The following is a 24,267-nucleotide window of genomic DNA, read 5'->3' as shown; positions in this document are numbered from 1 at the left end:
TGTGGCGCTCAATAGCATCGAAGAACTGGTTGAAGACATCCGCCAAGGCAAGATGGTCATCCTCATGGATGACGAAGACCGCGAGAACGAAGGCGACCTGATCATGGCCGCCGAGTGCTGCAAGCCCGAGCACATCAACTTCATGGCCAAGCACGCCCGTGGCCTGATCTGCATGCCGATGAGCCGCGAGCGCTGCGAACTGCTCAAGCTGCCGTTGATGGCACCGCGCAACGGTTCCGGTTTCGGCACCAAGTTCACTGTATCGATCGAAGCGGCCACCGGCGTGACCACCGGCATTTCCGCCGCCGACCGTGCGCGCACCGTGCAGGCTGCCGCCGCCCGTGATGCCAAGGCTGAAGACATCGTCAGCCCCGGTCACATCTTCCCGCTGATGGCCCAGGCCGGCGGTACCCTGGCCCGCGCCGGCCACACCGAAGCGGCGTGCGACCTGGCGCGCATGGCCGGTTTCGAGCCGAGCGGCGTGATCTGCGAAGTGATGAACGACGACGGCACCATGTCCCGTCGGGCCGAGCTGGAAGCTTTTGCCGCCGAACACGACATCAAGATCGGCACCATCGCCGACCTGATTCACTACCGGATGATCCACGAACGTACCGTTCAGCGGATTGCCGAGCAGCCACTGGACAGCGAACTGGGCCAATTCAACCTGGTGACCTATCGTGATTCGGTGGAAGGCGACGTGCACATGGCACTGACCCTGGGCAATGTCTGCGCCGAAGAACCGACCCTGGTTCGGGTGCACAACATGGACCCGCTGCGTGACCTGCTGATGGTCAAGCAACCAGGCCGCTGGAGCCTGCGCGCCGCCATGGCCACGGTTGCCGAGGCCGGCAGCGGCGTGGTGCTGTTGCTCGGTCACCCGCTCGATGGCGACGTGTTGCTCGCGCACATCCGCGAAACCGCCGATCACGCCGTGGTGAAAAAACCGACCACCTACAGCACCGTCGGTGCCGGTTCGCAGATCCTGCGTGACCTGGGTGTACGCAAAATGCGCCTGATGTCGGCACCCATGAAATTTAATGCGATATCCGGTTTCGATCTGGAAGTTGTAGAATACGTGCCCTCCGAATAATGACCGGTTGTTTCCGGCCTTGAATTCGCGGTTCAAATATCACCGAGGGGCGCGTACGAGACGCGTCCCGGCTCTTTAAGAGATCTATCGAATGACCCTGAAGACCATCGAAGGTACCTTCATCGCCCCTAAAGGCCGCTACGCTCTGGTAGTGGGCCGTTTCAACAGCTTCGTCGTTGAAAGTCTGGTCAGCGGTGCAGTTGATGCCCTGGTTCGCCACGGCGTGAGCGAAAGCGACATCACCATCATCCGCGCACCTGGCGCCTTCGAAATCCCGCTGGTTGCGCAGAAAGTCGCCCAGAAAGGCGAATTCGCGGCAATCATCGCCCTGGGCGCGGTCATTCGTGGCGGCACTCCGCACTTCGAATACGTGGCGGGCGAGTGCACCAAGGGCCTGGCCCAGGTGTCCATGGAGTTCGGCGTTCCGGTCGCTTTCGGCGTGCTGACCGTTGATTCCATCGAGCAAGCCATTGAACGTTCCGGCACCAAGGCCGGTAACAAAGGTGCTGAAGCTGCCCTGTCCGCTCTGGAAATGGTCAGCCTGCTGGCGCAGTTGGAGGCCAAGTGATTAGCGACGAAAGCGATCGTTTCAACCCGCGCGATCCAAAGCCTGCGGATGCCGGCAAGCCATCGAAAAGTGTCAAGCGTCGCGAAGCCCGTCAGCTCGCGACCCAGGCGCTGTACCAATGGCACATGGCCAAGCAATCGCTGAACGAAATCGAAGCGCAGTTCCGGGTCGATAACGATTTCACCGATGTCGACGGCGCTTACTTCCGCGAGATCCTGCACGGGGTTCCGCAGTTCAAGACCGAAATCGACACCGCGCTCACGCCATGCCTGGACTTGACCATCGAAGAACTGGACCCGGTTGAACTGGCGGTTCTGCGCCTGTCCACCTGGGAACTGCTCAAGCGCGCCGACGTGCCGTACCGCGTTGTGATCAACGAGGGTATCGAACTGGCCAAGGTCTTCGGTTCCACCGACGGCCACAAGTTCGTCAACGGTGTGCTCGATAAGCTGGCCCCGCGTCTGCGTGAAGCTGAAGTGAAGGCTTTCAAGCGCTGATCGGCGCTTGGAATGTCGACACGAAGCCATGGGCGAGTTTGAGCTGATCCGCAATTTCTTCGCCGCCGCGCCTTGTGCGCAGGGCGGCGAAGGCGTTGCCCTCGGGATCGGTGATGACTGCGCCTTGCTGGCTGTTCCTCCCGGGGAGCAGTTGGCAATTTCTACCGATACGTTGGTGGCCGGCGTGCACTTCGCCGATCCCTGCGATCCGTTTCTGCTCGGTCAGCGCTCGCTGGCCGTGGCCGTCAGCGACCTGGCTGCCATGGGCGCCACCCCGATTGCCTTTACCCTTGCCCTGACCTTGCCGACGGTGACCGCCGATTGGCTGCAAGCCTATGCCCGTGGTTTGAACCAGATGGCGCAAAGCTGTGGCGTGGCGCTGGTGGGCGGTGACACGACCCGTGGGCCACTGAGCCTGACCATGACCGTGTTCGGGCGCGTGCCGGCCGGTCTGGCGCTGACCCGCAGCGGTGCGCAACCGGGGGACCTGTTGTGTGTCGGCGGCAACCTGGGCAATGCCGCCGGCGCCTTGCCCTTGGTGCTCGGCCAGCGCACAGCCGAAGCGAGCATTGCCGAGCCGTTGCTGGCGCATTACTGGTCACCGCAACCGCAGCTCGGATTGGGTCAGGCGCTACGGGGCAAGGCCACTTCGGCAATGGATATCTCTGACGGCCTGCTCGCTGATTGCGGGCATATCGCGCTGGCTTCGAAGGTCGGAATCGAAGTCGAGCGGGATCGTTTGCCGCTGTCGCAGAGCCTGGTCGACTTTCTCGGTCATTCGGACGCACAGGTCGCGGCCCTGAGCGGCGGCGACGATTACGTCCTGGCCTTCACCTTACCGTCCGTCGAGTTGCCGCTATTGCTGGCCGACGGCTGGCCGATCCATGTGATTGGGCGGGTGGTAACCGGGCAGGGCGTGAGGCTGCTGGACGCCGATGGCAAAGACATCACCCCGCAAACCCGGGGTTATCAACATTTTCGGGAGTCACCGTGACAGATCATCCCAAACAGGTCCCGGCGGAATTCGTACCGCCGTCGGTCTGGCGCAATCCGTGGCATTTCCTGGCGTTCGGCTTTGGCTCGGGCACCTTGCCAAAGGCGCCCGGTACTTGGGGGTCGTTGGTTGCGCTGCCCTTTATCCCGTTGTGGCAGATGCTGCCCGACTGGGGTTACTGGCTGATGCTGGGCATCACCATGCTGTTCGGCTTCTGGCTGTGCGGCAAAGTGGCCGACGATTTGCGGGTACACGACCATGAAGGCATCGTCTGGGACGAAATGGTCGGGATGTGGATAACCCTGTGGCTGGTGCCGGAAGGCTGGCAGTGGTTGCTGGCGGGTTTCCTGATGTTCCGCTTCTTCGACATTCTCAAGCCATGGCCGATTCGCTGGATTGACCGGCACGTACATGGCGGCGTCGGCATCATGCTCGATGATGTCCTGGCCGGGGTGTTCGCCTGGTTGGCGATGCAGGGACTGGTGTGGTTTTTCGCCTGACCGGGGATTTCCAGGCGTTGATCACGAGAGCTGTGATTCGAACTGACACGGTTCTTAAGGCATCCATTGTGGGAGCGGGCTTGCTCGCGAAAGCGGTGTGTCATGCAACATTGATGTCGATTGACACGACGCCTTTGCGAGCAAGCCCGCTCCCACATTGATTGTGGTGCGGCGTATATCAAACATTTTGATAGTTATCGCCGATAATTCAGCCTAAGCGTCCTCCGGAACCTGCTGTTACAATGCCGGCTCTGCGAATCTTCAGACTTTTAGATCAGGAGCACACCGGTGCCTGTCGTTTTTGTCGCCGCTTCCAAGCTGCCAACGCCTTTTGCGCAATTCACCATGCATGGCTTTCTCGATGAAGCCACCGGCCGCGAGCACGTTGTGCTGAGCCTGGGTGAGTTCGCCGACGGTGCCCCGGTACTCGGCCGGTTGCACTCCGAATGCCTGACGGGCGATGCCTTGTTCAGCCAGCGTTGCGACTGCGGCTCGCAACTGGAGGCCGCCTTGCAGGCCATCGCCCGCGAAGGTCGTGGCGTCTTGCTCTACCTGCGCCAGGAAGGCCGTGGCATTGGCCTGCTTAACAAGATCCGTGCCTATGAGCTGCAGGACGGTGGCGCCGATACCGTCGAAGCCAACGAACGCCTGGGCTTTGCCGCCGACCAGCGTGACTACGCCATGTGCCTGCCGATGCTGGAGCATCTGGGCGTGAAGTCCCTGCGCCTGATGACCAACAACCCGCGCAAGGTCAAGGCCTTGACCGACATGGGTATCGTGGTCGCCGAGCGCGTGCCGCTGCACACCGGCCACAACCCGCATAACAGACTCTACCTGGCGACCAAGGCCAGCAAGCTCGACCACATGATGGGCAATGAGCATCAGGGCGAGGTAGATCGGGCGTGACCCGCGGTCAGGTGCGGCGGCGACTGTCCGTCAACTGGTGGCAATACCTGGCATTGGCCTTGTTGCCGCTGTTTGTGATCAACGCGGTGTTCGGCCAGAGCGAAGCCATTCTGCCGGTGTTGGCGATGCCGTTGTTCATCGCCGGCGTTGCCTCGATGTTTGTCAGCCTGAAGTTTTTCGGTGCCTACAAACACGCACTGATCGCCACCCAGAAAGCTCTCGATACCCCTGAAGAACCTGGCGCCTGGATCAGTCTGGCGACCAAGCGGCGCACGGCATTCCTGGCCGCCGGGCTGCCGGCCTGGATCGGTGCCCTGGCGGTGTTCGTTGGTCTCGAAGCCGTGCCGCTGATGCTGCTGGCACTGTCGACCGCCGTGCTGTTCTACCTCTACCGTATTCCGCGTCAACTCGGTTGATGCGCGCGATCTGGCTGGCGGTGTTGCTGCTGGCCGTCAGTGGCTCGGCAGTCGCGGTCGAGCGGGTTGTCAGCCTCGCCCCGTCGCTCTCTGAAATCGTCGTTGAACTGGGCTCCGCTGACCTCCTGGTCGGTGTGCTAGACGCTGGTGAACGACCTGCCGAACTCAAGAACCTGCCCTCCGTTGGCCGCTATGGCCAGCTGGACATGGAGCGCTTGCTCAGCCTGAAGCCCGATCTGTTGCTGCTATGGCCCGGTAGCGTCGGCCCGGCCCAGCGTGATCAGCTCAAGCGTCTGAATATTCCCACCTACGTCGCCGAACCCCACAGCCTGGACCAGCTCGCCGCACAGATCGAGGCCATTGCCGCTCAGCTTGGTCGGCCTGAACGCGGAACTTCATTGGCCAGCGATTTACGCCAGCGGCTGGATGAATTGCGCCAACGCTATCGACGGGATAAGCCGTTACGGGTGTTTTATCAGGTCTGGGATCGGCCGCTGTATACGGTTGGCGGTGAGCAGATCATCAGCGATGCACTGGAGGTCTGCGGTGCGCAAAACGTATTTGGTGACCTGAAGCTACCGGCACCGCAAGTCAGCGTGGAAGCGGTGTTGCAGCGCAATCCCGAGGTGATTCTGGCCAGCGAACAGGCGCAGCTCGATGCGTGGAAAGCCTGGCCACAGGTGGCGGCCGTGGCACAAGGACAGTTGCGATTGGTGAAGGACAAGGGCCTGGAGCGGCCGAGTGGGCAGATGATTGAGGCAACTGCAAAGCTGTGCCAGTTGATCGCGCCTGATCGCTGAGACCGCGGCGTCTGTAATCGCGGGCAAGCCCGCTCCCACAGGGATCCGGTTTGATCGCAAAACTGTAATTCAACCGCAAAACCTGTGGGAGCGAGCTTGCTCGCGATGAGGTCGGTCCACACACCTCTGATTTTGGATCAGATCTCCGGTGTCCAGGTCACCCCGAGCATCCACGTCTGACCTTCCTCGCGATACCCGTACTGGCTACCTTGGAAGCTGTACAACGCCCGGCTGTAACCCTTGTCCAGCAGGTTATCGACCTTCAGCTCCAGCCTGATTTCACGATTGAGCTCCCAACTGCTACGCAGTCCCAACAATGCATAACCACCCAACGGCTGTTGATTGTTCAGATCGTCATAGCTGCTGCTGACCGCTTGCCAACTCGCGCCGAGGCCCAGGCGATCGAACTGTCGGTCCAGGTCCCAGCTCAAGGTGCGTCGCGCGCGACGGGCCAGGGTATGGCCCGTGTCACGGTCGCGTGGGTCGATGATCGCAATGCCAAGGTTGCTCTGCCAGCCAAACAGTTCCTGCTTCAGTGCGGCTTCGAAGCCGTTGATTCGCGCGGAAGCAACGTTCTCGGGGCGCGAGTTGCTGCCGAAGATGATCGCGTCTTCAAGGTCGGTGCGATACAGCGACGTCTCCAGGCGACTGCTCTCGGTCAACTGGCTCCGCCATTGCAGCTCATAGCTTTTCGAGGTTTCAGGCTTCAGGTCCGGGTTGCTGAAGTCGGGGTAGTACAGATCGTTGAAGGTCGGCGCGCGGAAGCCTTCGCTGTAGGTCAGCAGCACTTCGTTGTCCGGGTTCAGCGGCAGGGTGAAGGTGCCGCTCCAGGTGTTCTGGCTGCCGAACTGCTGGTTATCGTCGTGACGCAAACCCAGCTCTGTGGAGAAACTGTCGGCCCGATAGCGGTGCTGGATGTACGCCGCACGGTTCCAGCGACTGTCCTCTTCGAATGCGGTGCTGCTGTTGATGCGGTCTTCATACCAGTCACCGCCGAGCAGCAAACTGTTGCGCTCGTTGAGCGTCAGGTCGTTCTGCCAGTTCACCGAATCGCGGTAGGTGTTGAACACGCTGCGTTCATCGCTGAGCTTGTCCAGGGTCTTCTCGCGGTTTTCGCTGTGGCCGAACTCGATGCGGGTTTTCCACAGATCATTGATGCGCGCGTCGATGTAACTGCTGACACTGCTCACATCGAATTCGTTGTAGGGCTGCTGTTGGACCGACTCGAACGTATTCACGTCGAAGCGCCCGAACGGGTTGTCGAACTCGCTTTTGCCGCGGTTATCCAACGCGTTGGCGCCGATTTCGATGTCATCGCTGAGTGCGTGGCTCAAGCTCAGGCTGAACGACTGGTTTCGGTACTCGTCATAGTCGCCGTCGCTGGGGTATGACTCATGGGTGCGATTGATCCCGGCGGTTTCATCGAGGCTGGCGCCGAGGTTGAAGCGGGTGTTTGCATCGCCACCGGACAAACCGAGGCTGCGTTCCCAGGTCTGGTTGCTGCCAAAACCCATGTGCAATCGAGGTTGCAGACCCTGTTCGCCGCCACGACGGGTGAAGATCTGGATTACTCCGCCAATCGCATCGCTGCCGTAAATCACCGAGCGGGAGCCGCGCAGCACTTCCACGCGCTCGACCTGCTCGATATTGATGTGTTGCAGGTTACTGTCGCCGGAGGTCGAGCTGCCAATGCGTTGGCCATCCACCAGCACCAGGCTCTGGGCCGACTGGGTGCCGCGGATGTAGACACCCGGAAGGCTGCCGCGCCCGCCGGTCTGCGAGACTTGCACACCCGGCACCCGACGCAATAGATCAGTGACGCTTTCGGGTTGCAGGCGATCGATGTCTGCGCGAGTGAATACGGTGTTGGCGGCGCTGCTGTCGTTGCGTGCTTCGACCTGGCGGTTGGCGCTGATCAGCACGTCGGGCAACTTCAGGGCCTGGTCGCGTTCGAAGGTGTCGGCATAGGCGTTAGCGGTGGGCAGCAGAAGCAGGGGCAGGGCGAGGCGGGAGAACTTCATTGGTAGTCCGTTGGTGTTTCGTGGCGCACACAAATCAAATGTGGGAGCGGGCTTGCTCGCGAAGGCGGAGTGTCAGTCAACTTCTCAGTTGAATGATCCGACGCTTTCGCGAGCAAGCCCGCTCCCACAGGGTGTTGCATGTATCCAGAGATTTAGATGTTGAGCAGTTGCAGGCGCTCGCGAATGGACGCTTCGATTCCCGCCTCATCCAAACCACACTCAGCCAGCATTTGCGCAGGCTTGGCGTGTTCGACGTAAATGTCCGGCAAGCCCAGGTGCAGCACCGACTTGAGGATATTCTCGCGAGCGAGGAATTCGCTGACCGCGCCACCGGCGCCGCCCATGATCGCGTTTTCTTCGACGGTCACCAGCAGCTCGTGGCTGCTGGCGATTTCGCGAACCAGCGCTTCATCCAGCGGCTTGACGAAACGCATGTCGACCACGGTCGCGTCCAGCGTCTCGGCGACTTTCAGGGCTTCGGCCAGTTGCACGCCGAACACCAGCAGGGCGACTTTGCTGCCCTGGCGGCGGACTATGCCTTTGCCGATCTCGATCGGCTCGAGGTCTTTCTCGATGGTCGCGTTCGGGCCGTTGCCGCGCGGGTAGCGCACCGCCGCCGGGCCTTCGTACAGGTGACCGGTGGTGAGCATCTTGCGCAGCTCGTTTTCATCGCTCGGCGTCATCACCAGCATGCCGGGAATGCAGCGCAGGAACGACAAATCGAAGCTGCCGGCGTGGGTCGGACCGTCTTCGCCCACCAGGCCTGCGCGGTCGATGGCGAACAGCACGTCGAGGTTCTGCACGGCGACGTCATGCACCAACTGGTCGTAGCCGCGCTGCAGGAAGGTCGAATAGATGGCCACCACGGGTTTGGCGCCTTCGCAGGCCATGCCGGCCGCGAGGGTGACGGCGTGCTGCTCGGCAATGGCCACGTCGAAGTAGCGCAGCGGGAAACGTTCGCTGAAAGCGACCAGGTCCGAGCCTTCCTTCATCGCCGGGGTAATCCCGACCAGACGCGGATCGGCAGCCGCCATGTCGCACAGCCATTCACCGAACACGCCGGAATATTTCGGCCCGCTGGCCTTTTTCGGCGCGGCGGCCGGGGCGTCCAGCGGTTCGAGTTTGGTGATGGCGTGGTAACCGATCGGGTCGACTTCCGCCGGGGCGAAGCCTTTGCCTTTCTTGGTGACGACGTGCAGGAACTGCGGACCTTTCAGATCGCGCATGTTGCGCAGGGTGGCGATCAGGGTCGGGAGGTCGTGGCCATCGATCGGGCCGATGTAGTTCCAGCCCAGTTCTTCGAACAGTGTGCCGGGAACCAGCATGCCCTTGGCATATTCTTCGGTGCGACGGGCGATTTCCCAGGCGCCGGGCAGGCGCGACAGCACTTTCTTGCTGCCTTCGCGCATGCTCGCATAGGTGCGGCTGGAAAGGATCTTCGCCAGGTAGTTCGACAGGCCACCGACGTTGCGCGAGATCGACATGTCGTTGTCGTTGAGGATCACCAGCATGTTGGCGTCCACTTCCGGCGCATGGTTCAGCGCCTCGAACGCCATGCCCGCGGTCAACGCGCCGTCGCCGATCACCGCGATCGCCTTGCGCTCGCTGTTTTGCAGGCGGGCGGCAATCGCCATGCCCAGCGCTGCACTGATCGAGGTGCTGGAGTGGCCGACGCCAAAGGTGTCGTACTCGCTCTCGGAGCGGCGCGGGAAGGCAGCGACGCCGTCCTTCTGGCGCAGAGTGCCCATGCGCTCGCGACGACCGGTGAGGATCTTGTGTGGATAAGCCTGATGACCCACGTCCCACACCAACCGGTCGTCCGGGGTGTCGAAGACGTAATGCAGCGCGATGGTCAGCTCGATCACGCCCAGGCCGGCACCGAAATGCCCACCGGTCTGGCCGACCGTGTAGAGCAATTCCAGGCGCAACTCATCGGCCAGGGTTTCCAGCTCGGCTTCGCCTAACCGGCGCAGGCCGTCCGGCGTGTTCGCGCGGTCGAGCAGGGGCGTGGTCGGGCGCTTGCGGGGAATCTCATGAAACGTCGTGGGCATCAGGCGAATCGTTATAGGTATAAAAGATGCGGCAGTTTACCTGATGCATCGGTCCCTGCCCACGCGTTGGTTTTTTTTGGCGGATTCGCCGTCAGCTGCGGCGATCGACGATATACCGGGCCAGATCGCGCAACGGCTCGGCCGCTGCGTCAAACGGTCGCAGGGCGTGCAGGGCCTGGTCGCGCAGCTCCAGGGCATAGGCCTTGGCGGCGTCGAGGCCGAGCAGGGCCGGGTAGGTCGGTTTATCCCGGGCAATGTCGGCACCCTGGCGTTTGCCGAGGGTTTCGGTATCGCTTTCAACGTCGAGAATGTCGTCCTGCACCTGGAATGCCAAGCCGATGGCCTGTGCATAAGCCTGCAGGGACTTGAGTTCGTCTTTCTCGGCACGCCCGCTGGCCAGGGCGCCGAGTTTGACGCTGACCTCGATCAACGCGCCGGTCTTGTGCCGGTGCATGTACTCCAGGGCTTTCTGATCAAGCTTCAGGCCGACCGAGCCGAGGTCGATGGCCTGACCGCCGACCATGCCCGCGGGGCCTGCCGCCAGCGCCAGGGCGCTGACCATTTGCAGGCGGATTTCAGCCTCCGAAGTGCTCAGGCGTGGATCGAGCAGGGCGCTGAAGGCCAGGCTCTGCAAGCCGTCGCCGGCGAGGATCGCGCAGGCTTCATCGAATTTCTTGTGGGTGGTTGGCTGGCCGCGACGCAGGTCGTCATCGTCCATCGCCGGCAAATCGTCATGCACCAGCGAATAGGCGTGGATCAGCTCCACCGCACAGGCTGCGCCGTTGGCTTGCTCGGCCTTGCCGCCCAACGCTTCGCACGCGGCGTAGGCCAACAGTGGACGCACGCGTTTGCCGCCATTCATCACGCTGTAGCGCATGGCCTCATACAGTCGCGCCAGCTCGGGGCTTGGCGCAATGAACAGGGTTTCCAGAGCCGCATTGACACGGGCCTGGCTGCTTGCCGAGTACGCTGCAATCATTCTGGCTGATCCGCGTCGAAGGGTTCCTCGGCCAACTCGCCATCACGCTCGAGCAGCACCTGAACCTTTTGCTCGGCCTGGGCCAGCGCCGCCTGGCAATCGCGAGTCAGACCGATGCCTTGCTCGAAAGCGGCCAGCGAGTCCTCCAGCGACAATTCGCCATTCTCCAGACGCTCCACCAGCGTTTGCAGGTCGGCGAGGGATTGTTCGAAATCCAGTGCAGCTTTTTTGCGGGCCATGGCGGCGATTTCCGGTTGACGTTAAACCGGCGCGACACTAGCAGATAGGGGGGGGCAGGGGCAAATGAGCGGGGGGGATTTGCTGTCGCAATTTCTGGATGAAAAAACACTGTGGCGAGGGAGTTGGCTCCCTCGCCACAGGCATCAGGTGTCCGTCGTATTGGGGTATTTGATCTGGTACCGGGTACTGCGCCCGCCACCGGGCAGGCGTTGCAGGCAGTCTTTGTTCAGCAGTTCGGTCAGATGACGGGTTGCTGTCGCTTTGGATACTTTGGCGACGGCCTGGTATTGAGCTGCACTGATGCCCTGCTCGAAGCCTCTTTCGCCGCCATCGAGCAAGCGATTCAGTACCTTTGTTTGCTCGGCCGATAGCTCGGATCTCTGGTGTGCCTGCCAGAATCGCGCCTTGCCCAGCACACTGTCGATCCGTGTCATCGCTTGTTGCAGGCTGCGCAGAAGAGTCTGCAGGAACCACTCCAGCCACACAGTGACATCTGTCGTAGCCTTTTGACTGGTTTCCAGCACCCGATAGTAACCGGAGCGATCCTCAAGAATGCTTGCCGACATTGCGTAAAAACGAATCGCCTGAGCCTCGCCCTGTGCCAATGCCAGATCGGTGATGGTGCGAGTGAGGCGACCATTGCCGTCGTCAAAAGGGTGGAGTGTGACAAACCAGAAGTGTGCGATACCAGCGCGCAGCAATGGGTCGAGTCCGGCCTGGCTTCGGCCGCTCTCAAACCAGTCTAGGAAGATTTCGAGTTGCCGCTCCAGGCCCAGTCGAGGCGGCGCTTCGAAGTGCACGGTCGGCTTGTCGAGACGACCGGAGACGACCTGCATCGGTTCATCACCTCGCAATGCACCGACACGTATCGCCCGGGCGGCGAGGTCGCCGTCCTGCTCCGGAAACAACCATTCATGCCAGTGCAGCAAGCGATCCAGCGTCAGCGGCTCGGCAAAATGCTGCGTAGCATCGAGCATCAATTGCGCAAGACCTTCACTGCGTTGGCTGACTCTATCGCCATCAACCAGATCCAGACCCAGGCGTCGAGCCAGCGACGAACGAACGGAGCCGACGTTCAGTTGTTCTCCTTCAATGGCCGATGAGGTGACGATGTTTTGCAACAACGCATCCAGTTCACTTTGCGCGCTCAGCGAACTGCCCACGGAACTGGCCATGCCCATTAGCCGACCTTGTGCTTGGACGCACTCGCGTAACAAGGGCGCCAAGCGTTCGGAATTCCAGGTGAACCCCGGCCAATCAGGCTGCTGCCATATCCATTGAGGTGTCATGAACTTGATGCTCTAAGTGGGGGTGAGCCGATTGGAAAGGCTATTCGGCTCACATAATGAGCCGAATATGGCGCGTATTCGGCTCAACGTCCACCCATTACCGTGACTTCCACCGCAATTTCAGAGCCATCCGATTGTTAAAAAACACCTGAATGGCTAACCTTCGAGCCCTATACGACCTGGCAGTCACGGGTCTTACAGATGAAACGCAGTATCGGCATCTGTAACGCGCCCAGGATCAGGCGCAAGGTTTCGTCGTGCATGGCAGGAGGCGTCGCATGCGCTCATTTCTTTTGCTGCTGATCGGGCTGGTTTTCGCGCCTGTGATTCTGGCCGCGCCGAATGCTGAATTATCGGAACCGGTGGGCGGCTGGCGTTACAACGGTCTGCTGGACCGTAGCGAAAACCCGCAAGTCGCCTATCCCACGCCGCCCATCGACCGGGGCGTGCAGCGCAATCGCACGATGATCGAAGGCCAACTTAAGGCCTTGGGCGGCCAACGTGGGCCGCACACCTTGGCGGTCAACGGTAATCCGCTGAATCTCTATACCGACGAGCAAGGGCGTTTCGCCCGGCCCTATGCGTTTGGCGCCGGCTCCAACAGCGTCGAAGTGCGCAGCGCCGAAGGCCAGTCCCTCAAGCGTGTTCAATTCTATGAGGCCAACAACCTGCGCACCCCGGCGCGGATTCGCGTGGTGCTGGGTTGGGACGATCCGAAGGCCGAACTCGACCTGCACATCGTCACGCCGGACGGCCAGCATGCCTTCTGGGCGCACCCGGCCTTGACCAACGGTGGCGGCCTCGACCCTGATGGCGTCGATGGACCGGGCCCGGAAATGTTCACCATGACCGCACCGCTACGTGGCACTTATCTGGTTTACGTGAACTATTGGGGCAACTTCGGCAGCGGCGGCTATAACTTCGATGAGTCCGGCAACCAGAACGAGGTGATTACCTCGCAGATCAACCTGGTGTTCAACGAAAACACCGTCGATGAAAAACGCGAGACGTTCATCGTGCCCCTGCGCGCAATCGGCGACCTGCTGCTGGTCAAGACTTTCAACTACTAAGCATCCCCGCTCCACGGATGAACATCGGGTTTTGTGAACATGAGTGATAGCACTGTTACTCCGGCCGCTGGCGCACCAGCGGCCAAATCTCCCCTGCATTGGCCGACGCTGCTGATCGGGATATGCCTGGTCATTGTTGTGGCCGGTGGGTTGGGGTGGTTCATGCACAAGCCCAAGGCTCCGGCACCTGTGTTGGCCAGTGACAAACTGGGCATGAGCCGCCCGGATGGCCTGCTGGAAACCCATTCCCTGAGCCAATTGCCCAAGGACTTGCTGGCGGTGCCGTTCCTCAAGGAAACCCTGACCGAAGATTTCGTCTTCTATTACGAAACCCATGCCGACCGCCTGGGGTTGATTGGCAGCTTGCGGCGGATCATCTACGAACATGACCTGAAACTGCAGGACACCTTGATCGAGCAACTGTTCGATCAGCCTGCCGACGTAGCGTTGTGGCGCGGGGCGGATGGGCGGCTCAAGGATTTCCTGCTGGTGATGGATCGCGGCGGGCTGGCCAAGGTGCTGGAGCCGCTGGCCAAAGTGGCACTGGACGACTCGCAGTTGAGCAAGGTCGCTGACGTGAAGGTCGGCGCCGACGACGTGGCGCTCTATCAACTCAGTTACAACGCCAGCAAGGCGCTGCTGTTCGCGTCCCATGGCGACAAACTGGTGGTGCTGTCCAATCCGGCGAAACTCTACGATCCGCAAAGTGGTGCAACGGAAGAATCGGGCAGCGTGTCGACAACGGCCATTGCTGCGCTGCTCAATGGCGACAAACTGTTCCCCGAAGCCTTTGGCCTGCCGCCGCGTGCGCCGGAGGTGAAACAACGCCTGTCGGTGAATGCCAGTGTTTTGGCCATGGGGTATCAGCGCTTCATTCCGAACTTCGCCGGCCTGCGTTTCGACATGGACGACAAGGGCTGGCACAGCTTCCTGGCCATGGATGAGCTGGAGAATCAGCCGGACTTCGATTTCAAACCGATCTGGCAAGCCATGCCCATGGGCGCCAGCGCTTGCGTGGCGTTACCGCTGGCTGCCGAACAACAGAAACCGCTGCTGGTGAAACTCGGTGCCGAAGATGACGTGGCACAAGCGTTGACCGAACACATGGCCGGCGCGGCGGGGCTTTGCTGGTACGCTGATTCGCGTCTGTACACGCCGTTGCTGGTGGCCAGTCTGAACGACGAGGATGGCGGCACGCTCGATGGCGAACTGGGCAAGCTGTTCGGCTCGATGGTCGGCGCCTATGAAGGCAATGTCGCCGAGCACGCATTCCCGGTGGTGGAGAAACAGGAAGGGCAGAGCCATCAGTGGCAGCGGCAAGTCAGTTCCAGTTTCGGCCCGTACAAAGCCAAGGACGCCGAGAACCCGGAGGCGATCAGCGGCAAGGCGTTCATGCGTGTGAGCCTGGCCCGCCATGGCTCAACATTGCTGTTTTCCCTCGACGACAAGCTTGTGGATAAGGCCCTCGGCACCCTCGACAAACGCTTCCCGCCGATGGCCGACGTGGTACCGAAAGACCTGTTGATGCCAGTGTATTTCGGCCCCGATTCCATGGCGCAATTGATGCAGCAGGAAACCCTCGACAGCCTGCCTCAGGACATGGAACCGGTGTTCTACAACGCCGCGCAAACCTACCTGATCCCGAAACTGCGCAAGCTCGGCGGCTACGGCAAATATGCGCTGACCTTGCCCGAAGGCAGTGAGCCCGACGGCCATTGGCAATGGCTGCCGCTGGAGTGGAAAGCGCTGTGACGGCGTTGATCCGAAGTCTCGGCCTTCTGGCGTTGTTGCTGAGCGCGGGTGCCCACGCTGTCGAGGCACCATCGCTCGACCCACAGCAATCCCAGGTGTTTCGCGCCTGGTTCGTGCGCATCGCCCAAGAGCAACTGAGCCAGGGCCCGAGCCCGCGTTGGTATCAGCAAGACTGCGCCGGGCTGGTGCGCTTCGCCGCTAACGAAGCGCTGAAAGTCCATGACGACAAATGGTTGCGCAGCAATGGCCTGTCCAATCGTTACCTGCCGCCGGAACTGCAACTGAGCGATGCCCAGCGCGGTCTTGCCCAGCAATGGCAGCAGGGCGGCGGCAAGGTCGGGCCTTACGTCAATGCGATCAAATTGATCCAGTTCAACAGCCATCTGGTCAGCCGCGACGTGTCTCAAGCACGCCCTGGCGATCTGATGTTTTTCGATCAGGGTGACGACCAGCACCTGATGATCTGGATGGGCCGCTACATCGCCTATCACACCGGCACCAGCACACCCACCGACAACGGCATGCGTTCGGCAAGCCTGCAGCAACTCATGACATGGAAGGACACCCGATGGATACCCGACGCAGCCAACCCCAACTTCATCGGCGTCTATCGACTGAATTTTCTTTCCCAATGACCGGTGCCCGCATGCTGCGTTTTCTGTCTCTGCTGTTGGTATTGGTGCTGCCTTTCTCGGCGGTTGATGCGGACGACTCGGTCCCGGCCAGCGGCTATGCGCCGGTGGCCGGCGAGAGTTTTTTCCTGCTGGCCGACAGCAGTTTTGCCAGCGATGAACCGGCGATGGTGCGCCTCGAAGCGCCGGGCCGCGACTATCGCCGGTTTCGCATGGAACCCTACGGCGGCGCAGACATTCGGGTGTATCGCATCGACAAGCCGCTGGATTTTCTCAAGCGCCAGAAGAACCTGCATCGGGTGGTCAGCGATGGCCAGTTCAAGGGAGAAGGTCTGTCCAATACCCTCGCGTACCTGTGGGACAACTGGTATCGCAAATCCCGTCGGGTGATGCAGCGGGCGTTTTCCTACGAGTCGCGTAAACAGGTCACCGAGGAAGTGCCGGAACTGAAGATGGGCAACGCGATGGCCGCGCCAACGCCCTACGATGCGCAGCCGCAATTCGCGCTGATACCGGGTTTGCCGGTGGTCACCCAGTTCCGTTATCCGTTGTGGCAGGCCAAGCCGATCCAGCCACCTGCGGGGGTGAACCTGGCCGGTTCTTCCAGTGAGTTCGTCAGCGTCGCGCCGGGCAACGTATACATCCCGTTGGGCAATCTCAAACCGGGTCTGTATCTGGTGGAAGCGCTGATCGGCAAGTACCGTGCGACTACCATGGTGTTCGTCTCCAACACCGTGGCGGTGAGCAAGATCGCCGGTGACGAATTGCTGGTGTGGGCCGCGCGCAAACACGAAGGCAGCTCGGTACCGAAGGTCAATGTGCTGTGGACCGATGGCCTCGGTGTAATGAGCAGCGGCGCCACCGATACCGACGGCTTGCTGCGCCTGAAACACGTCAGCCCCGAGCGCTCGTTCGTGATCGGCGAAGACGAAGAGGGCGGGGTGTTCGTCTCCGAGAATTTCTACTACGACAGCGAAATCTACGACACCAAACTCTATGCCTTCACCGACCGGCCGCTGTATCGGCCGGGGGATTGGGTGTCGCTGAAAATCGTCGGGCGGGAGTTCAAGAACGCGCGGGACTCGGTGCAGCCAAGCGCGGCCGATGTCAATGTGACCGTACTGGATGCGACCGGCACGGCGCTGCAATCCCTCGATCTGAAGCTCGATTCCAAGGCAGGCACTCAAGGCCGATTCCAGTTGCCGGACAACGCCGTGGCCGGTGGTTATGAACTGCGTTTCAACTACAAGGATCAGGCCTACAGCAGCGCCTTTCGCGTCGCTGAATACATCAAGCCGCACTTCGAGATTTCGCTCAATCTGGCCAAGCAGGATTACCGTACTGGCGAGCCGGTCAAGGGCAACCTGGTGCTGCTGTACCCGGACGGCAAGCCGGTGGCCAATGCGAAATTGAGCCTGAGCCTGCGCGCCCAACAACTGTCGATGGTCGACAACGAACTGCAATACCTCGGGCAATTTCCGGTGGAGCTGACCAGTACCGAATTGACCACCGACGCCAAGGGCAATGCGTCCCTCGATTTGCCGGCAGCGGACAAACCGAGTCGCTACATGCTCACCGTGTTTGCCAGCGACGGTGCGGCGTATCGGGTCAAGACCACCAAGGAAATCCTCATCGACCGTGGCGCGGCGAATTTCCGCTTGAGCGCGCCTCAACGCTTCAGCGCGGTGGGTGACAAGGTTGCCTTCAGCTACGCCCGCGAAGGCGAGCAGGTCGACGCCGTTACGCCGGGCAGCTATGGCTGGGTGCGTTTGGAGGACCAGAGCACCGGCGAAGGCAAACTTGCGGCAACCGACAAGGGGTTCATCCTGGCCTTCGATCGGCCGGGCACCTACAACCTGACGCTCAAGGATGATCATGGCCGGGTGGTCGGCGCCACCGGCCATTCGGTTACCGGCGAAGGTGTCAAAGCCGTACCCGGCACCGTGGAAATCGTCCTCGACAAGTCCGAGTACATCGCAGGCGATGAAGCGCTGGCGCTGATCACTTTCCCCGAGCCAGTGAGCGATGCGCTGCTTTCTCTGGAGCGCGATAAGGTCGAAGCGACCGCGCTGCTGTCCAGGGGCGGCGACTGGCTGAAGATGGAAAAACTCAGCGATACCCAATACCGCGCGCGCATCCCGGTGAAGGACGGTTTCGCGCCGAACCTGACCTTCTCGGTGCTGTACACCAAGGGCGGCCAATACAGCTTCCAGAACGCCGGCATCAAGGTGGTAACGCCACAGATCGACGTCGCCATCACCACGGATAAGGAAACCTATCAGCCGGGTGAAACCGTCTCTGTAGACCTGACCACCCAGTTCGCCGGCAAAGCGATTCCCGCGCACCTGACGGTCAGCGTGGTCGATGAAATGGTCTACGCCCTGCAACCGGAAGTCGCGCCGAGCATCGACCAGTTTTTCTATCACCCACGGCGCAACAACGTGCGCACCAGCGCCAGTTTGTCGTTCATCAGTTATGACGTCGCCTTGCCGGGTAGTCCCGGTGCACCGGGCAAAGCCAATCGCAGTGAACGCGGCGTGAAGGTGCTGGAGCGACCGCGTCGCGAGGATGTCGACACGGCTGCGTGGCAACCTGAGTTGCTGACCGATGCCAACGGCAAAACCCGCTTTACCTTCAAGATGCCCGACTCCCTGACCCGCTGGCGCATCACCGCCAGGGCCATCGCCGATGACGGTCAGGTCGGGCAGAAGAAGCAGTTCGTACGCTCGGAAAAACCTCTGTACCTGAAGTGGAGCGGCCCGACCCGATTCCGCGCCGGCGACAAACCGGACCTCGGTGTGTTCGCTTTCAGCCAGGCCGAGAAACCGGTCAAGGCCGAACTGGTGACCCGTTACGCCGGCAACGAACAGCGCGTGCCGGTGACCCTGAACAGTGGCATCAACTACATCCCGTTGCCGACCTTTGAACTGGCCAATGGCGAGTGGAGCGCCGAGCTGGTGCAGGATGGCAAAACCGCTGATGCCCTGGCGGTGCACCTGAGCGCGACCGGTGAAGGCTGGCAGATGACTCAAGTCCAGAGCCTTGATGTGGGTGAGGGCGATACGCCGCTGACGTTGCCGACAGACGCCAGTGATATCCGCCTGCGCCTGGATGATAGTCCGCAAGCGTTGTTCCGTTCTGCCCTCGACGATCTGCTGAGCTACCCCTACGGTGGCGTCGAGCAGACCGCCAGCCGCCTGTTGCCGTTGAGCATCGTCTACCCGACGCTGGCGGCGAATCCGCAGATCCGCGATCGCCTGCGCCTGATCATGCAAAACAGTCGCCTGCGCCTGGTGCAAATGGCCGGCCCTTCGGCGAGCTTCACCTGGTGGGGCATGGACGGCGAGCCGGATGCGTTCCTCACCGCCTACGCCTATTACGCCGACTGGCACGCCAGCCAGGTGCTGGAACTGAGCCTGCCGCCGGAGCATTGGCAGCGGGTGCTGGAGGTCTACGCCAAGCAGGCGAAGAATACGCCGCTGTTGCAGCGGGCGCTGATCCTGTCGTTCGCCAAACAGATGCAGTTACCGGTCAACACCTTGCTCAGCGGCTTGATGGACGACCTGGCGAAAGCGGGCGAGGGCACCGCCGCGAACCTGATGGAAGACGGCGAAGACAGCCTCGTGATGAGCGATCCGGATTCAGCCTTGGGGCTGGCTGCCGCACGGGTGCTGACGGCATCGCTGGCCAGGCAAGCGAAGGTCGCTTTGCCGGATGCGTTCAATCGGCAACTGGCCGACGCGCAGCAACGTCTGGCGGTCAGTTCCCAGCCGTTTGCCGAAGCGCTGAACCTGTCGCTGCAACCCTTCGATCAGGCTCACGCCCAGGCCTTGCTGCAACGTTTGCTGCCACAGCAATCGACTCTGGAACGTGCGTTGGCGTTGACCTGGCTGCAACGCAGCATCGAGCAGGCATCGCCCACCATTGCATTGGCGCCGGGTGAAGGCTGGAAGAAACAGTACGGGGTATCTGGTGAGATGTATTGGACGTGGCAGGGGCCTGCGCCAGTGCCGACGGTATTGACGCTGACCGGCGCCCAAGAGCGTCCGCTGCGCGCTGCATTGAGCTACCGCAGCCAACAGCCGGCGGTCGATCCGATGGCCGTGACCATCACCCGTCGCCTGTCGCGACTGGTGCCGGGGGATGAGGCCTTTACCTTCAAACTTGAGGCGGTCGGCAACGCGCCGCTGTCCAGCGACAACCTCTATCTCGACGAAGTGATCGTCACCAGCAAAGCCGCCAGACCGTTGCGTTACGGGATGCTGGAAGTGCCGTTGCCACCGGGCGCCGATGTCGAACGCACGACCTGGGGCATCAAGCTCATGGGCAAGGCTGGCACCGAACCGACATCGCTGGAGAAGGCGCGATTCGAACCGGGCCAAATGGCTTACGCCATTCCGGTCGATGCCTTGAGTGGCGAATTGCGCCTGCGGCACTTGGTGCGATTCTCGCAGAAGGGGCAGTTCAACTTGCCGCCGGTGCGTTTCACGCAGGTTTATGCGCCGCAGCATCAGGCGCTTGAACAAAAGGCAGCCCTTGGCCAGGTCACGGTTCACTGACGTGCACAGGCTGCTGATAGGTTGGTTGCTGTGTTTGATCCCTGTGCTGGCGACGGCGCAGGACGAACCTTTGCGCCTGGCCTTCAAGGGCGATTTGTTGTCGCTGAGCCGAACGCAGGTGATCACCCGCGAGCCGTTGCCGCAGACGTTGCAGACGCCGCTGGGCAGTGTGTGGAAGTTGTTCGTCTACGCCTGGCTGGTGGACACTGGCGCGCGTGAGCCGGCTTATGAATGTCGCGGCCAGTCGAAGGAAGAGGTTTATTGCTGCACGGCGGGCGGCAGGATCGAGCGTGATCAGGCGTTGGTGAAGTCATGCGGTCTGTATTTCGAACCCGCGCGGTTGGGCATCAGCGATGCCGACTGGCGAGCCTATTGGCAGGCGCGGCAGGTGCCGCAATGGTTGCTGGATTTGCCTTCGTTGCAACCGGCTACCCGGGTTTCGGTAGCAGATCTGTTGAAGGTATTGGCCGTGCTGCCGGCGCAGGATCAAGCCCGGCGTGTGTTGCTCGATGTGGTGCTCAATGCCGCCGATGGCCATGTCGTCGGCGAACTCGGAAGCCGCCTGCGGGTCAAGACCTGGAGCTGGCTGGCGGATCAGGATGCGACATCGCGTCAGGGCGGGTTTGCCGGTTGGACGACGGACGCTACACCGGTCTGGGCCGGCGGGCGCGGTACCAGTCAACGGGTTCTTCGAGATTACGCGCAGGCACTGTCTACGGTTATCCCTGTTGCATGGCCTGTGGATGCAGGGCAGTGCGTAGAGGTCGACCTGTTCTCCCGCTATCCACTTCGGCGCGTGCTGTCAGGGGGCACCGCGGTGACTTCCGGGGCATTGCAGGGTGACTACCGCGTTGAATTCGCCAAGGGTAATGCGCTGGATATTCACAGCGACGGAGAACTGTTTCTGCTGGACCACAAGCTCGTGGCACGTCTGGATCGCGAAGAGTACGTTGCCCGTGTTCTTCAGCGCGAAGCCAGCGCCGAACCGGTCGAGGCCGCCAAAGCCCTGGCCGTGGCCATCCGCACTTACCTGCTGCAAAACGCCACGCGCAGCGGTGACTGCCTGAGCATCGACGACAGCAGCAGCCGTCAGCGGGTCGCACCGCGTCCGGCGTCGCCCGAGTCACGCGATATCGCCGCGTGGACCAGCGACCTGGTGCTGGCCGGCAGCACCGTCACCTACCATTCCGATCAACCCGGCCCGGACAAACTGTCCTGGCAGCAAGCCGTCGAACAGGCCCGTGCCGGCCAGCGCTACGACGCCATCCTGCTGCACGCCTACCCACGCGCCAGTCTCAGTCGCTGGGACAACCCGGTCGCGTCCTGCGCAGCGTTGCCCGCCGCACAAGAATGGTTACAGAAACAACGGCGCGGCTGGCGCCAGAAGCTTGAAAGTGAAACCGGCTACAACGAAGTCAGCACCTTCGCCGTCTGCCGCCTGGCCTTCGGCCGCCCCTATGTCGACCGTGAACGTCAGCGCATCTACGTGCGTGGCGCGCAGACACTGCAAGACCGCCTCGACCTGACCCACGAATACCTGCACCTGGCCTTCGACGCACACCCCAACGGCCAGGACGAAACCTACATCGAAGGGCTCGCCCGCCACCTCTTGCTGGAATAGTCCATGAAACTCCGTTATCCACAGGTCTTGCTGTTGCTCTGTTCGCTGGTGGCGTTGCCATCGGTGATGGCGGCTGACAGCGTCAAACTCGACACCCCCGCAGGCGGCTGGCGCACCGGTGCGCCTGAGGGCGAAGGGGAAAACTTCCGGCAGACCGTCAACTACCCGGCCTCGTCGGTGAATACCCCGGCAGGGCAGGCCAACACCGCTCGCATCAGCGGACAGATCAAAGCCACAGCCAAATCCACAGAGCCCGGTCGGCTGATCGTCAACGGAGTGAGCATGCCGCTGAAAATCGACCCGGCCGGCCGCTTCGATCGCCCGTTCTCATTCCCCAACGGCAGCAACAGCGTCGAGGTTCGCAGCCCCGATGGCCAGCAACGTCAGCGCACGCAATTTCTCAACAGCAGCGGCGGTGCGACCCCGGCCAAATTGCGCGTATTGCTGGCGTGGGACAGCGACGGCACCGACCTCGACCTGCACCTGATCACTCCCGACGGCGCGCACATCTGGTACGGCGACCGCGTCGCCCCCAACGGTGCCGCGCTCGACGTCGACGTCACCACCGGCTTCGGCCCGGAAATCTTCGCCATGCCCGCGCCGATCAAGGGGCAATATCTGGTGTATGTGAACTACTTCGGCGGCGGCTACAGCAATGATGAGGAGGGGCAGGAAGACGCGGTGCAAGCGCTGACCACGGCGCAGGTGACGGTGATCACCGAGGAAGGCACGCCGAGCGAGAAGATGGAGACCTTCCTGGTGCCGATGCGTGCGGTGGGGGAGTTGACGTTGGTGAAGTCGTTTAGTTATCCGTGAGGTGAGGTACAACTTACGCAGACTTTGCACACGGCGAGGTGGAGGCCTATTAGCGTTGTTTCATGCAGAAATACATTGTGAATGTTCCTGCATCGGCATCAGGAGTAATTGAAAGGGCCCTCCAACTGACATGGAAATGCCCTAACGTGAATGAGCTTCGTAGCAATATCTCTCTCGATTCTGCTTTCAACGAAATCACCCAACTGATTGTGGCGGCACGACAACGCGCCATGCAGGCGGTCAACACTGAGCTGATTGAACTGCACTGGCAGGTTGGGGCCTACATCAGTCGCAAAATTGAAGCGGCGGAGTGGGGTGATGGAGTGGTGGCACAACTGGCTCAGCACCTGGCCTATACACAGCCTGGATTACGGGGGTTCACTCGTGCGAATCTTTTTCGCATGCGCAAGTTTTACGAGGCCTATAGGCATGATGCAAAAGTCGCAGCACTGCTGCGACTTTTGCCCTGGACCCAGAATTTGATCATCCTCAACCAGAGCAAACACCCGGAGGAGCGTGAGTTTTACCTGCGCATGGCAATCCAGGAGAAGTGGTCGAGCCGCGAACTGGAGCGTCAGTTCAAGGCGGCTCTGTTTGAACGTTCAGTGGTCAGCCCGGCAAAAGTCTCAGCACCGCTGAGACAAATTCATCCCCTGGCCCTGGACGTGTTCAAGGATGCCTATGTGGTCGAGTTTCTGGCTCTGGAGCGTGGTCATGCAGAGACAGACTTGCATGGAGGCCTGTTGCACAAGCTCAAGGATTTTCTGATCGAACTGGGCAGGGACTTCTGCTTTGTGGGTTCACAATATCCGTTGCAGGTAGGTGGGCGGGACTTTGCGCTGGATTTGTTGTTTTTCCACCGTGGGCTGAACTGCCTGGTGGCGATCGAACTCAAGGTCGGGCGCTTTGAGCCGGAATACTTGGGGAAGATGGATTTTTATCTTGAAGCATTGGACCGCAATGTCCGCAAGCCACACGAAAACCCGGCGCTCGGCGTATTACTGTGCGCGAGCAAGGAGGACGAAATCGTCGAGTACGCCCTGAACCGCTCACTGTCGCCGGCCTTGATCGCGGAGTACCACACCCAATTGCCAGACAAGAAACTGTTGCAAGCCAAGTTGCAGGAGTTTTATGCGCTGAATACTGAAGGGACTGAGTGATTTTTGTTGTGAATCACTTTCTTTCAGGCATTAAAAAGCCGGCTTGTGGCCGGCTTCTCGGGGACTGGCTTGGATCATTTTTGGTAAACCGCGCCAGCCTTCAAAACGTACACCCGGATCTTGCGTCCGGCTGTGGGACCTGGTGAGAAAGTCATCTGCCAGGTCAGTGCATCTGAGCCGCAAGGTGGGTCGATGCGCAAATGTGGGGCGCAGCATACGCAGGTTTGACGCAAATTCCCAGCGGGAAGTGCCGGGCAGAGCCGTTTGGCCACCCGGGTGGGCGGCCGATGGGCGTTCTGGAGC

At 61.2% G+C, this 24,267-nt stretch carries 20 protein-coding genes; 15 read left to right on the top strand and 5 right to left on the bottom strand.

Annotation, left to right across the window (positions count from 1 at the left end):
* Position 1 precedes the first annotated feature (1 nt).
* The 8 genes from ribBA to AC3IT9_RS25875 all read left to right on the top strand — a co-directional run bounded on the left by ribBA (position 2) and on the right by AC3IT9_RS25875 (position 5,774).
* Positions 2-1,093 (top strand): bifunctional 3,4-dihydroxy-2-butanone-4-phosphate synthase/GTP cyclohydrolase II, encoded by a 1,092-nt coding sequence (ribBA, locus tag AC3IT9_RS25910; RefSeq protein WP_150726897.1) that lies wholly within the window; start codon positions 2-4, stop codon positions 1,091-1,093.
* Positions 1,094-1,184: 91 nt separating this feature from the next.
* Positions 1,185-1,661, top strand: a complete 477-nt coding sequence (ribH, locus tag AC3IT9_RS25905; protein WP_003228649.1) for a 6,7-dimethyl-8-ribityllumazine synthase — start codon at positions 1,185-1,187, stop codon at positions 1,659-1,661.
* Positions 1,658-2,158, top strand: a complete 501-nt coding sequence (nusB, locus tag AC3IT9_RS25900; RefSeq protein WP_150726898.1) for a transcription antitermination factor NusB — start codon at positions 1,658-1,660, stop codon at positions 2,156-2,158. The genes ribH and nusB overlap by 4 nt, the downstream gene beginning before the upstream one ends.
* 28 nt (positions 2,159-2,186) lie before the next feature.
* Positions 2,187-3,152, top strand: coding sequence for a thiamine-phosphate kinase (gene thiL, locus AC3IT9_RS25895; RefSeq protein ID WP_150755393.1), 966 nt, complete (start codon positions 2,187-2,189; stop codon positions 3,150-3,152).
* On the top strand, positions 3,149-3,652 hold the full coding sequence (locus tag AC3IT9_RS25890; RefSeq protein ID WP_007970166.1) for a phosphatidylglycerophosphatase A family protein: 504 nt from the start codon (positions 3,149-3,151) through the stop codon (positions 3,650-3,652). The genes thiL and AC3IT9_RS25890 overlap by 4 nt, the downstream gene beginning before the upstream one ends.
* A 288-nt stretch (positions 3,653-3,940) precedes the next feature.
* A complete protein-coding gene (gene ribA / locus AC3IT9_RS25885; protein WP_150726901.1) occupies positions 3,941-4,558 on the top strand; it encodes a GTP cyclohydrolase II in 618 nt (205 codons plus the stop codon).
* Positions 4,555-4,974 (top strand): MFS transporter, encoded by a 420-nt coding sequence (locus tag AC3IT9_RS25880; RefSeq protein ID WP_150726902.1) that lies wholly within the window; start codon positions 4,555-4,557, stop codon positions 4,972-4,974. Before ribA ends, AC3IT9_RS25880 begins: the two co-directional genes overlap by 4 nt.
* A complete protein-coding gene (locus tag AC3IT9_RS25875; RefSeq protein ID WP_489271329.1) occupies positions 4,974-5,774 on the top strand; it encodes a cobalamin-binding protein in 801 nt (266 codons plus the stop codon). Before AC3IT9_RS25880 ends, AC3IT9_RS25875 begins: the two co-directional genes overlap by 1 nt.
* 137 nt (positions 5,775-5,911) lie before the next feature.
* On the opposite strand, the gene AC3IT9_RS25870 is transcribed toward AC3IT9_RS25875, so the two are convergent.
* From AC3IT9_RS25870 to AC3IT9_RS25850, 5 genes are all read right to left on the bottom strand, one after another.
* Positions 5,912-7,795 (bottom strand): TonB-dependent receptor domain-containing protein, encoded by a 1,884-nt coding sequence (locus tag AC3IT9_RS25870; protein WP_489271328.1) that lies wholly within the window; start codon positions 7,793-7,795, stop codon positions 5,912-5,914.
* A 152-nt stretch (positions 7,796-7,947) separates the two neighbouring features.
* Positions 7,948-9,846 (bottom strand): 1-deoxy-D-xylulose-5-phosphate synthase, encoded by a 1,899-nt coding sequence (gene dxs, locus AC3IT9_RS25865; RefSeq protein ID WP_489271327.1) that lies wholly within the window; start codon positions 9,844-9,846, stop codon positions 7,948-7,950.
* Positions 9,847-9,937: 91 nt separating this feature from the next.
* The gene (gene ispA / locus AC3IT9_RS25860; RefSeq protein WP_489271326.1) at positions 9,938-10,825 is read right to left on the bottom strand and encodes a (2E,6E)-farnesyl diphosphate synthase; all 888 of its coding nucleotides are present in this window, start codon (positions 10,823-10,825) and stop codon (positions 9,938-9,940) included.
* Entirely contained in the window at positions 10,822-11,064 is a 243-nt protein-coding gene (locus AC3IT9_RS25855) for an exodeoxyribonuclease VII small subunit (RefSeq protein WP_007970180.1), read from the bottom strand. The genes ispA and AC3IT9_RS25855 overlap by 4 nt, the downstream gene beginning before the upstream one ends.
* 144 nt (positions 11,065-11,208) lie before the next feature.
* A complete protein-coding gene (locus tag AC3IT9_RS25850; protein WP_489271325.1) occupies positions 11,209-12,354 on the bottom strand; it encodes a Fic family protein in 1,146 nt (381 codons plus the stop codon).
* A gap of 278 nt (positions 12,355-12,632) precedes the next feature.
* Between AC3IT9_RS25850 and AC3IT9_RS25845 the strand changes: the two genes are divergently transcribed.
* The 7 genes from AC3IT9_RS25845 (at position 12,633) to AC3IT9_RS25815 (ending at position 23,964) form a co-directional block, all read left to right on the top strand.
* The gene (locus AC3IT9_RS25845) at positions 12,633-13,424 is read left to right on the top strand and encodes a YfaP family protein (RefSeq protein WP_489271324.1); all 792 of its coding nucleotides are present in this window, start codon (positions 12,633-12,635) and stop codon (positions 13,422-13,424) included.
* 39 nt (positions 13,425-13,463) lie between these two features.
* A complete protein-coding gene (locus AC3IT9_RS25840) occupies positions 13,464-15,176 on the top strand; it encodes a DUF2138 domain-containing protein (RefSeq protein WP_489271323.1) in 1,713 nt (570 codons plus the stop codon).
* Entirely contained in the window at positions 15,146-15,811 is a 666-nt protein-coding gene (locus AC3IT9_RS25835) for a DUF1175 domain-containing protein (RefSeq protein ID WP_353741652.1), read from the top strand. Before AC3IT9_RS25840 ends, AC3IT9_RS25835 begins: the two co-directional genes overlap by 31 nt.
* Positions 15,808-20,367, top strand: a complete 4,560-nt coding sequence (locus tag AC3IT9_RS25830) for an alpha-2-macroglobulin family protein (protein ID WP_489271322.1) — start codon at positions 15,808-15,810, stop codon at positions 20,365-20,367. The genes AC3IT9_RS25835 and AC3IT9_RS25830 overlap by 4 nt, the downstream gene beginning before the upstream one ends.
* Positions 20,345-21,988: a DUF2300 domain-containing protein gene (locus tag AC3IT9_RS25825; RefSeq protein ID WP_412072399.1), complete on the top strand. Its 1,644-nt coding sequence runs from the start codon at positions 20,345-20,347 to the stop codon at positions 21,986-21,988. Before AC3IT9_RS25830 ends, AC3IT9_RS25825 begins: the two co-directional genes overlap by 23 nt.
* A 3-nt stretch (positions 21,989-21,991) precedes the next feature.
* On the top strand, positions 21,992-22,804 hold the full coding sequence (locus AC3IT9_RS25820) for a YfaP family protein (RefSeq protein WP_353741649.1): 813 nt from the start codon (positions 21,992-21,994) through the stop codon (positions 22,802-22,804).
* A gap of 146 nt (positions 22,805-22,950) precedes the next feature.
* Entirely contained in the window at positions 22,951-23,964 is a 1,014-nt protein-coding gene (locus tag AC3IT9_RS25815) for a PDDEXK nuclease domain-containing protein (RefSeq protein WP_489271321.1), read from the top strand.
* Positions 23,965-24,267: the final 303 nt, after the last annotated feature.

This window comes from Pseudomonas sp. KH_046_1, assembly GCF_057839025.1.
Note: the sequence above shows the minus strand (reverse complement) of the source record. Positions and strands in the feature narration are given on the sequence as shown.

What these genes read in the sequence shown, in the direction of transcription:
- AC3IT9_RS25830 (WP_489271322.1), top strand. Translation starts at nt 15,808, where the DNA reads ATGACCGGTGCCCGCATGCTGCGTTTTCTGTCTCTGCTGTTGGTATTG.
- AC3IT9_RS25855 (WP_007970180.1), bottom strand. Translation starts at nt 11,064, where the DNA reads ATGGCCCGCAAAAAAGCTGCACTGGATTTCGAACAATCCCTCGCCGAC.
- ribH (WP_003228649.1), top strand. Translation starts at nt 1,185, where the DNA reads ATGACCCTGAAGACCATCGAAGGTACCTTCATCGCCCCTAAAGGCCGC.
- AC3IT9_RS25850 (WP_489271325.1), bottom strand. Translation starts at nt 12,354, where the DNA reads ATGACACCTCAATGGATATGGCAGCAGCCTGATTGGCCGGGGTTCACC.
- AC3IT9_RS25820 (WP_353741649.1), top strand. Translation starts at nt 21,992, where the DNA reads ATGAAACTCCGTTATCCACAGGTCTTGCTGTTGCTCTGTTCGCTGGTG.
- AC3IT9_RS25835 (WP_353741652.1), top strand. Translation starts at nt 15,146, where the DNA reads ATGGCTGCCGCTGGAGTGGAAAGCGCTGTGACGGCGTTGATCCGAAGT.
- AC3IT9_RS25840 (WP_489271323.1), top strand. Translation starts at nt 13,464, where the DNA reads ATGAGTGATAGCACTGTTACTCCGGCCGCTGGCGCACCAGCGGCCAAA.
- AC3IT9_RS25875 (WP_489271329.1), top strand. Translation starts at nt 4,974, where the DNA reads ATGCGCGCGATCTGGCTGGCGGTGTTGCTGCTGGCCGTCAGTGGCTCG.
- AC3IT9_RS25870 (WP_489271328.1), bottom strand. Translation starts at nt 7,795, where the DNA reads ATGAAGTTCTCCCGCCTCGCCCTGCCCCTGCTTCTGCTGCCCACCGCT.
- ispA (WP_489271326.1), bottom strand. Translation starts at nt 10,825, where the DNA reads ATGATTGCAGCGTACTCGGCAAGCAGCCAGGCCCGTGTCAATGCGGCT.
- dxs (WP_489271327.1), bottom strand. Translation starts at nt 9,846, where the DNA reads ATGCCCACGACGTTTCATGAGATTCCCCGCAAGCGCCCGACCACGCCC.
- thiL (WP_150755393.1), top strand. Translation starts at nt 2,187, where the DNA reads ATGGGCGAGTTTGAGCTGATCCGCAATTTCTTCGCCGCCGCGCCTTGT.
- AC3IT9_RS25845 (WP_489271324.1), top strand. Translation starts at nt 12,633, where the DNA reads ATGCGCTCATTTCTTTTGCTGCTGATCGGGCTGGTTTTCGCGCCTGTG.